Source organism: Corallococcus llansteffanensis (assembly GCF_003612055.1).
GTDB classification, from domain to species: Bacteria; Myxococcota; Myxococcia; order Myxococcales; family Myxococcaceae; genus Corallococcus; species Corallococcus llansteffanensis.
In genome coordinates this window covers 1-8,082 of record NZ_RAWB01000454.1, presented here as the reverse complement: position 1 = coordinate 8,082, position 8,082 = coordinate 1, and the positions used below count along the sequence as shown (strand labels likewise).

Below are 8,082 nucleotides of genomic sequence, written 5' to 3'. Positions count from 1 at the left end.
CCCGTGCCCCCCGCGCCCCAGCGGCCGGTGTCGCCGGGAGCGCAGCCGCGCGTGGACATCCCCGCGCACGTGGCCCCCTTGGCTCCGGGAGTGCCAGCACATGCGGCCACGGCGGGTTGGTCCGCGAGTACGGCGGGTCAGCCCGGTGGCGCGCAAGCAGTGCCCGCCCACATCGCGGGGCCGTCGGGTGGTGCGCCAGGAATGCCCGCGCACGTCGGGCCTCAAGTCGGCGGCGCGCCGGGAGTGCCCGCGCATGTTGCGGCGCAGGCCGGCGGCGCGCCGGGAGTGCACGCGCACGCTGGGGCTCAAGTCAGCGGTGCGCCGGGAATGCCCGCGCACGCTGGGGCTCAAGTCGGTGGCGCGCCAGGAATGACTGCGCACGCTGGGCCTCAAGTCGGTGGTGCGCCGGGAGTGCCCGCGCAGGCGACGCAGGTCGGCGGCGCCCCGGGAGTGCCCGCGCATGTTGCGGCGCAGGCCGGCGGCGCGCCGGGAGTGTCCGCGCATGTTGCGGCGCAGGCCGGAGGTGCACCGGGAGTGTCCGCGCAGGCAGCGCCTCCCGTGGGTGGCATGGCGGGCCCGCCCCAGGCCACGCAGCCGGCGGCACCGACATCCGCGGACGCCGGACGCCCCCAGGCGCCAGCCCGCGCGCCGGAGCCGCCTCCGACGCCGCTGACGTTCCCGGAGGCCCAGGCGGAGCTGGCGCGCAGCTCGGACCGCGAGGACGTGGCGCGCACGGTGCTGCGCTTCGCATCGGGCAAGTGGCGCCGGTGCCTGCTGCTGTCGGTGCAGGGCAGCCTGGTCACGGGCTGGCACGGCATGGGGCGGGGCGTGCGCGACGAAGCGGTGCGCCGCATCGGCGTGCCGTTGCGCGACCAGAGCACCTTCCGCCTCGTGCGCGACACGCGCTCCCATTACGTGGGCCCGGTGCGACGGGACGCGGCCATGGGCATGTTCTACCGCCTGCTGGGCGGCGGCTTCCCCACGACGGCGGTCATCCTGCCGCTGCTGGTGCGCGGCAAGGTGGTGCACCTGCTGTACGTGGACAACGGGCCGGATCAGCTCACCCCGCCGGACGTGGGCGAGCTGCTCATCCTGTCCCAGAGCGTGGGCCGCTCGTACGAAGCGATGATGCGGCGGCGCAAGAGCGCCTGAGCCTGCGCTAACCCCAGGGCGACGCGGCCATGACAGGGATTGCGCGCCCGCGCCCGGACGTGCCCCATCCCTGGCGGAGCCCTTCGGATCCACCGGCCCAGGTCGTGTCCCCCGAGTGAAACCCGGGCACACCGCCGTGGACGAACCACCCGACCGGGAGGGGCCTCCGCGCGGGCGCGCAAGCAACCCGGGAGGTGACAGGGATTGAGAGGGATTGGGCTCCGGACGGAGTCCTTCCTGATCCGGGAATGTCAGATGCGGGCCCTACTCTGGGACGCATTCCAGCCCGAAACCCACCCATGACGACCCGACATCCCATGCCCGACACCGCGCCCCGGACTTCGTCGTCTCACCCCCCTGGAAGGCCCTTCGCCCCGGGAGGGGATGGCCTCATCCGGAGCCAGGCTCCCCGCTTCACGGACATCCGCCCGCTGCGGTTGGAGGACTACCTGTCGGGGTCGCCCCGGCGGCGGGAGGCCTTCGCCCAAACGCTGGTCGCGCACCTGTCCGAGCGCGGCTTCTTCTACCTGGAGCGGCCCGCGTCGCTCCTCGCGCGACACGACCTGGACGGCCAGTTCGAGCGCTACGAGGCCACCTGGCAGCACGCGCTCCTGGCGCACCCCTACCTGCACGAGCTGATGCCCGCGTCCTCGGTGTTCAAGACGGGCTACAACGCCACGTGGTACCCGGAGTCGACGGTGGTGCGGCAGGCCATCGAGGCCTTCATGGCCAAGCCCGCGACGTGGAGCGAGTTCCGTCGCCGCCTCGTGCCGGAGCCGGTGCGGGAGCTGCTGGAGGCCTCGGAGGACGCCTACCGGGCCTGCCACGCCGTGGGCAGCGTGCTGCTGGAGGCGCTGGAGCAGGGGTATGGCCTGCGCGCCGGGGGCCTCACGCGCCTGTTCCGTCGCCGCACGGAGGGGGCGGTGCGGTTCGTGAAGTACCACGCGCCCAGCGTGGCCCGGAGGCGCCGGGAGGTGGTGGCGCACGCGTCGGAGCCGCACGCGGACAAGAGCTTCTTCACCTTCAACCTGGGGGAGTCCCGGCCGGGCCTCGTGTGGCTGGACGGGAACGTGCCCCGCCTGATGCCCAACGACGCGGGGCACTGGCTCATCACCTCCGGCCGGTTCTCCGAAGGGCTGACGCGTGAGCTGGACACGCCGGTGCGGGCGTTCCGGCACACGGTGGTCAACGACGGCGAGCGCGTCGTCGTGCTGGGCTTCGTGACGCCCGAGGGCGACCTGCACGACCTGCCGCTCGACGCGTGGCCCGCGCCGCCGCTCGCGTCCGGGCGGACGGAATCCGTGCGCGCGGGAGGCTCCCGTGGCTGAGCGCGCGCGGAAGGAAGAGGGGAGTCCCGAGCACATCTTCTTCTCGCCCCATCCGGACGACGTGGCGCTCGGCGCGTACGCGAGCCTGCTGAACGTGCCCAGGGACATCGTCCCCACGCTCGTCACGGTCTTCTCGCAGAGCTGCTGGGAGTTCGTGCTCCCGGTGGATCCGGCGCGGGCGCTCGCGGTGACCTCCCTGCGGATGGGCGAGGACCGGCGGTTCGCCCGGGCGCACGGCGCGAACCTCGTGCACCTGGGCTTCCGCGACACCAGCCTGCGCGCCCCCCCGGGAGGCCCTTCGGAGCCCGAGGCGGCCACGGCGGCCCTGGCCGTGCGCGTCCGGGAGGCGCTCGGCGACGTGCTGGCCCACGCCTCCGACGACGCGGTCTGCTACGTGCCGCTGGGCATCTCCAGCCACGTGGACCACCTGCTCGTGCGCGACGCGGTGCGGGCGCTGCGCGGGGACCGGGGCCGCATCGTCTACTACGAGGACCTGCCGTACTCCGCGCACCATCCCGACGACGAGATCGTGGACTACGCGTGGGCGCTCGGGCTGTCGCCCCGGTGTCTGGATGTGACGGCACAGTGGAGCGCGAAGCTGCGCGGGCTGTCCTTCTACGCAAGCCAGCTCGAACCGAAGACGCTGCCCGCGGTGGAGGCGCACGCACGTCGGCTGGGGGCGGGGCGCAAGCTGTGCGAGCGCGTCTGGACGGTGGCCTCGTGAGCGTGCGGGAGCCCGACGCGAGCGGCGCCCTGCTGGTGCACCTGTCCTACGAAGCCACGCGCACGCTGGGCGGGATGGGCGTGGTGCTGGAGCACCTGCTGGGCGCGCCCGGGTACCGCGAGGCCTTTCCGCGCACGCTGCTCGTGAGTCCCACGGTGCGCCCGTGCGGCCTGGGCAGCTACGCGCCGGAGGAGTCGCTCGCGCGCGACCTGGAGGCGCACGGCGAGGTGCTCTACAGCGGCCTGCGCCGCCACAACCCGGCCCGGTGGGCGCGCGTCTTCCAGCCCGTGGAGGCGCGGCACGACGTGTCGTTCGTCTACGGGCGGCGCGACGCTCCGGGCGGGCCGGTGGAGGTGCTGCTGGTGGACCTCACCGATGTGCTCCGGGGCTACCGGGTCCGGCTGGGCACGCTGCGGCTGTTCCTCGAACGGCTGCGCACGCTGCTCGGCGTGGACCTCCCGTTCGACTGTCGGGGCAGGCGCCCGGCGCCGTGGCGTGCCCTCTCCCGCGTGTGGCGCGGCCTCTTTGGAACGCGGCTGGGCGCGGCGCCGTGGGTGAACCATCTGTTCCGGCGCGCGGTGCGCCACGGCCTCGTGGACGCGCCACCCTTGGACCACGACGCGATGCTGGCCATCACGTTGGCGGAGCCCGTGTTCGACGCGGTGGCGCGGCTGCGCTCCCCGGACGGCGCGGGGGCCGTCGTCCTCGCGCAGGAGCACCTGTCGCTGCCGCTCGCGTACAAGGCGCTGCTCGATGGGCGCGACTGGTGCCGCACCGTCTACTACGCGGGCGAGGTGCGCACGCCCCGGGTGCTCGTGGAGTACGGCGAGGCGGGGCAGGGCGCGTCCGATGCGCGCTTCTACAACGTGCAGCGCCTGGGCCTGGAGCAGGGCCGGACGCTGGAGGAGGTGTATCCCGTCGCCCCCTGGCCGGGCTTCCAGATCCTCCGCAACGGCCACCGGTGTGATCGCGTGGGCGCGGTGAGCGCATCCGTCGCGGACGAGCTTCGCTTCCTCGACCCGCGGTACGCGCGCCAGCCGCTGACGGTGGTGCCCCACGGGCATCGCGCCATCGCGACGGACTGGGACGCGAAGGAGGCCGCGCGCGCGCGGGTGCTGCGCCACGCGCGGGCGCGGTGGGGGCGGGACTTCCGCCTGCTGCTCACGCACATCTCCCGGGACGAGGTCTGCAAGGGGCTCTGGCGCGACGTGGACGTGTGCGAGCGATTGGCGGAGCGCCTGCCCCCGGAGCGGCGGCCCGCGCTGCTCGTGATGGTGTCCGAGTGGAGCGAGGCGGAGCCGTCCGACAATCTTCGCAAGGTGAAGGCGCGGGTGGAGGCCTTCAACGCGCGCGACACCGGCCTGCACATCGCGCTGGTGAACCAGCCCACGTGGCCCGCGGGGCTGGACTTCACGCGGGACGACCTGCACCGCGCCACGGACGTGTCCCTGGGCCAGTCGCTGTATGAGTCCCATGGGCTGGCGCAGCTGGAGGCCCTGGGCTGCGGTGCCATCTGCGTCATCTCCGGCGTGAGCGGAGCCCGGCGCACGCTGCAGGCGCTGTGCGCGGCGGCGGGCCTGTCGGAGTGCGCGCATCCGAACCTCGTGGTGGCGGACCCCGTGGCGGACGCCCGGGAGGCAGGCCTCGCGCACACGGTGGCGGGCTGGAAGGCGCTGGCCCCGGAGGTGCTGCGCGAGCAGGAACTGCGCACCGCGGAGCGCGTGGCGGAGGAGGTGCTCCGCCGCCTCCCGCGCGACGCGCACGAGGGGCGCCTCCTGCTGGAGACGGGCCGGGCCCTGGCGGAGCGGATGGCCTGGGAGCCGCTCATCCGCGAGCAGTTGCTTCCCCTCATCCGATTCCCGGCCCCCGAAGCGGCCGCGAATCCCGACTGGAGTGCCCGACATGGCTGAGAATGCGAAGGCCGCGACGCTCATCGTGGTGGCCCACCCGGAGGACGTGGTCCGCCTCTTCAGCAGCGTGGCCGAAGGCGCGGAGCTCGCGGTGGTGACGGAGGACGGGGGCGCGGGCCGGGAGCTGGAGGCGGTGGGCAGGGCCCTGGGCGCGCGAGGCACGCACCTGCTCCTGTCTCCCTCGGAGGTGGGGCCGTGGTGCCGGGAGCGGCGCGCCAGGGGCGACCTGCGCGTCTTCACGCACAGCCCGCAGGAGGACGCGCCGCTGCACCGCGAGGTGGCGCTCCTCGTCAGCCGCGTCTTCGAACGGCTGTGGGTGCCCGCCACGGGCGCGCGGCCGTCGGTCTGCACGGTGCTGGACGACGCGGCCTTCCAGCGGAAGCTCGGCCTGCTCAACGCGCTCTACCGGGAGCGCCCCGACGGAGCCCAGGGCGGCGCGTGCACGGATCCGCTGCGGGACGGGCCGGGGCTCGAGGCCTTCACCGAGGTGCGCTCCGGCGACGTGGTGCGCGCCCTGTCCCTCACCAAGCCGGAGATCTTCTCCGAGCTCGCGGACCCCTGGGGCTTCGCCGGGTCCACCTACGAAGGGGAGCGCTTCGCCCTCACCGCGAAGGTGCTGGAGCCGCTGCGCCACGCCACCCCTTCCCCCCGGCGCGTGGTGGACGTGGGCGCGTGCGAGGGGATGATGACCGAGCACCTCCTGTCACTCTTTCCCCAGGCCACCATCCAGGCCGTGGAGTCCGAGCCGCGCTTCGTCGCGCGCCTGCGCGAGCGGTTGGGCGGAAACGCGCGCGTGCGCATCGTGGAGGCCTCCGCGGAGGACGTGGCCCTGGAGGCGGACCTCGTGCTGCTGGCCGAGGTGCTCTACTACCTGTCCGACGACGCCAGCCGCGACCTGTTGGACCGGCTGCGCGCCTCCCACCTGCTCACGTCCTACGGAGGGGGCTTCGGCGGGCAGGTACACGCGGCGCTCGCTGAGCGTGGCTGGAGGGCCCTCCACTCCGCGATACTTCCGGGCCGCATCGAGCCCGTCGACGGCGCCCGCAGCCCGCTGCTGGTGCGCCGCGCGGGGACCGAGATCCGCCTCTGGGAACGGACATAAGCTGGATTCGTGGGCAGGCGCCCAGGCTCTCCCGGAAGGGCTCAGAACATTTCTCATGGCTCAAGAATCTGTCTTGATTTGGAGCCCTCCAAGAAGGTGTATGGGCTGTACTCGCTTGCCTGGATGCGTATTGCCAAGGTCGCGGGAACTCTCCAGCATGCGCGGGAATGGCCGCCCCGGCAGTCGCCCAAGGCCCCCTGGATGCCCCGGCCCGGGTATCACGTGATGAGGGGCTGAAACACGCTGCGCTCCAGCGCCGGGCACTGCCGTGGATCATCGGTCTCTGGGTCGTGGCCTCGGCGCTGGGCACCGGGTGGGTGTGGTCCCACGCGAGCGCGGCCGGAGCAGGAGCCACGCCGCCGTCCCGCCTGCCGCCAGCGCTCGCGCCCGTGCGCGGTCCCGGGGCGTGGTCGCTGCTCGTCTTCCTCCATCCCCAGTGCGCGTGCTCACGCGCGACGCTCGCGGAGCTGGCGAAGCTCACGGAGCACGCGGGCGGTCGGCTCGCCACGCGCGTGTTCCTCTGGGCGCCGCGCCAGGCGCCTCCGGGCTTCGTCCACTCGGAGCTGGAGACGCGCGCCCGGGCGTTGCCTGGCGTGGAGGTGGTGGTGGACGTGGACGGACAGGCGGCGCGCGAAGTGGGCGCGCGGACATCCGGCCAGGTGGTCCTGTTCGCGCCGGACGGGGTGGAGCGCTTCAGCGGCGGCATCACCCCCGCGCGCGGCCACGAAGGTGACAGCACGGGCAGCCTCGCCATCCGAGCGCTCGTGGACGCGGAAGCGCCAGGGGCCTCCGCGTCGTCCGTGTTTGGCTGTGCCCTGGAAACACCCACGCCTGCGTCCGGTGAACCCCCGCCATGAGAATCCACCTCCCCGACACCGAGGTGGCGGAGCGGTCGCGCCAGCTCTTCCAGGCCCAGTCCCTGTCCTCGAGCCTGCGCACGGACCGGACCTTCCTCGTCCTGATGGTGCTGCAGTGGCTGGGGGGCATCGCGGCGGCGGTGTTCCTGTCGCCCCGGGCGTGGGCGGGCTTGCAGAGCGCGGTGCACTTCCACGTCTGGGCCGCGGTGGGGCTGGGGCTGCTCTTCGGCGGCCTGCCAGTGGTGCTCATGCTGACGCACCCCGGGCGGGCGTCCACCCGGCACGTCATCGCGGTGGGACAGGCGCTGATGTCCGGGCTGCTCATCCACCTGATGGGAGGCCGCGTCGAGACGCACTTCCACATCTTCGGCTCGTTGGCGCTGCTGGCCATGTACCGGGACTGGCGGGTGCTGCTCACCTTCAGCGGCGTGGTGGCGGCGGACCACCTGCTGCGGGGCGCCTTCTGGCCGGAGTCCATCTTCGGCACGCAGGCGCATGAGACCTGGCGGTGGTTGGAGCACGTGGCCTGGGTGGTGTTCGAAGACCTCTTCCTCATCGTCTCCTGCGTGCAGGCGCGGCGCGACCTGCGGGCGGCGGCGGAGCGGGAGGCGCAGCTGGAGCTGTCGCGGGAGGCGGTGGAGGCGCGGGTCGTCCAGCCGCTGGTGGGCTCCGTGGCCGCGCTGCGTGACTCCGTGCTGACGCTGACCGGGTCCACGAAGGACCAGCACGAGGACCTGGCCCGTCAGGCCCGGGCGCTGCAAGAGACGCAGGTGACGGCGGAGCAGATCCGCCAGACGTCGCTCGCCGCCTCGGAACAGGCCGCGCGGGTGCTCCGTTCGACGGAGGAGGCGGGGGACGTGGGCGCCGCGGTGGAGGACGCCATTGCCCGGAGCGTGGAGGGCCTGGCGGACATCCGCGCGCAGGTGGAGGACCTCTCCGAGCGCATCCAGGGGCTCGCGGCGTACACGGAGAAGATCGCCGGCATCACCCGGACGGTGCAGGACCTGGC

Annotated in this window: 7 protein-coding genes; all 7 read left to right on the top strand. The window is 73.6% G+C overall.

The annotated features are described in order from the left end of the window. Positions 1 to 534: 534 nt before the first annotated feature. Entirely contained in the window at positions 535 to 1,152 is a 618-nt protein-coding gene (locus D7V93_RS47750; RefSeq protein ID WP_372338363.1) for a hypothetical protein, read from the top strand. Between the two features lie 299 nt (positions 1,153 to 1,451). Next, the gene (locus D7V93_RS31670; protein ID WP_147451440.1) at positions 1,452 to 2,480 is read left to right on the top strand and encodes an isopenicillin N synthase family oxygenase; all 1,029 of its coding nucleotides are present in this window, start codon (positions 1,452 to 1,454) and stop codon (positions 2,478 to 2,480) included. Next, complete coding sequence (locus tag D7V93_RS31665) at positions 2,473 to 3,204, top strand: PIG-L deacetylase family protein (protein WP_120646935.1); 732 nt, start codon at positions 2,473 to 2,475, stop codon at positions 3,202 to 3,204. The genes D7V93_RS31670 and D7V93_RS31665 overlap by 8 nt, the downstream gene beginning before the upstream one ends. After that, positions 3,201 to 5,114 (top strand): glycosyltransferase family protein, encoded by a 1,914-nt coding sequence (locus D7V93_RS31660; protein ID WP_147451439.1) that lies wholly within the window; start codon positions 3,201 to 3,203, stop codon positions 5,112 to 5,114. Before D7V93_RS31665 ends, D7V93_RS31660 begins: the two co-directional genes overlap by 4 nt. Then, positions 5,107 to 6,216, top strand: a complete 1,110-nt coding sequence (locus D7V93_RS31655) for a class I SAM-dependent methyltransferase (RefSeq protein ID WP_120646933.1) — start codon at positions 5,107 to 5,109, stop codon at positions 6,214 to 6,216. The genes D7V93_RS31660 and D7V93_RS31655 overlap by 8 nt, the downstream gene beginning before the upstream one ends. A gap of 167 nt (positions 6,217 to 6,383) precedes the next feature. Beyond that, a complete protein-coding gene (locus D7V93_RS31650; protein ID WP_147451438.1) occupies positions 6,384 to 7,073 on the top strand; it encodes a RedB protein in 690 nt (229 codons plus the stop codon). After that, positions 7,070 to 8,082: methyl-accepting chemotaxis protein (locus D7V93_RS31645; RefSeq protein ID WP_120646931.1), on the top strand; the 1,013-nt coding region annotated here is incomplete at its 3' end. The genes D7V93_RS31650 and D7V93_RS31645, both read left to right, overlap by 4 nt.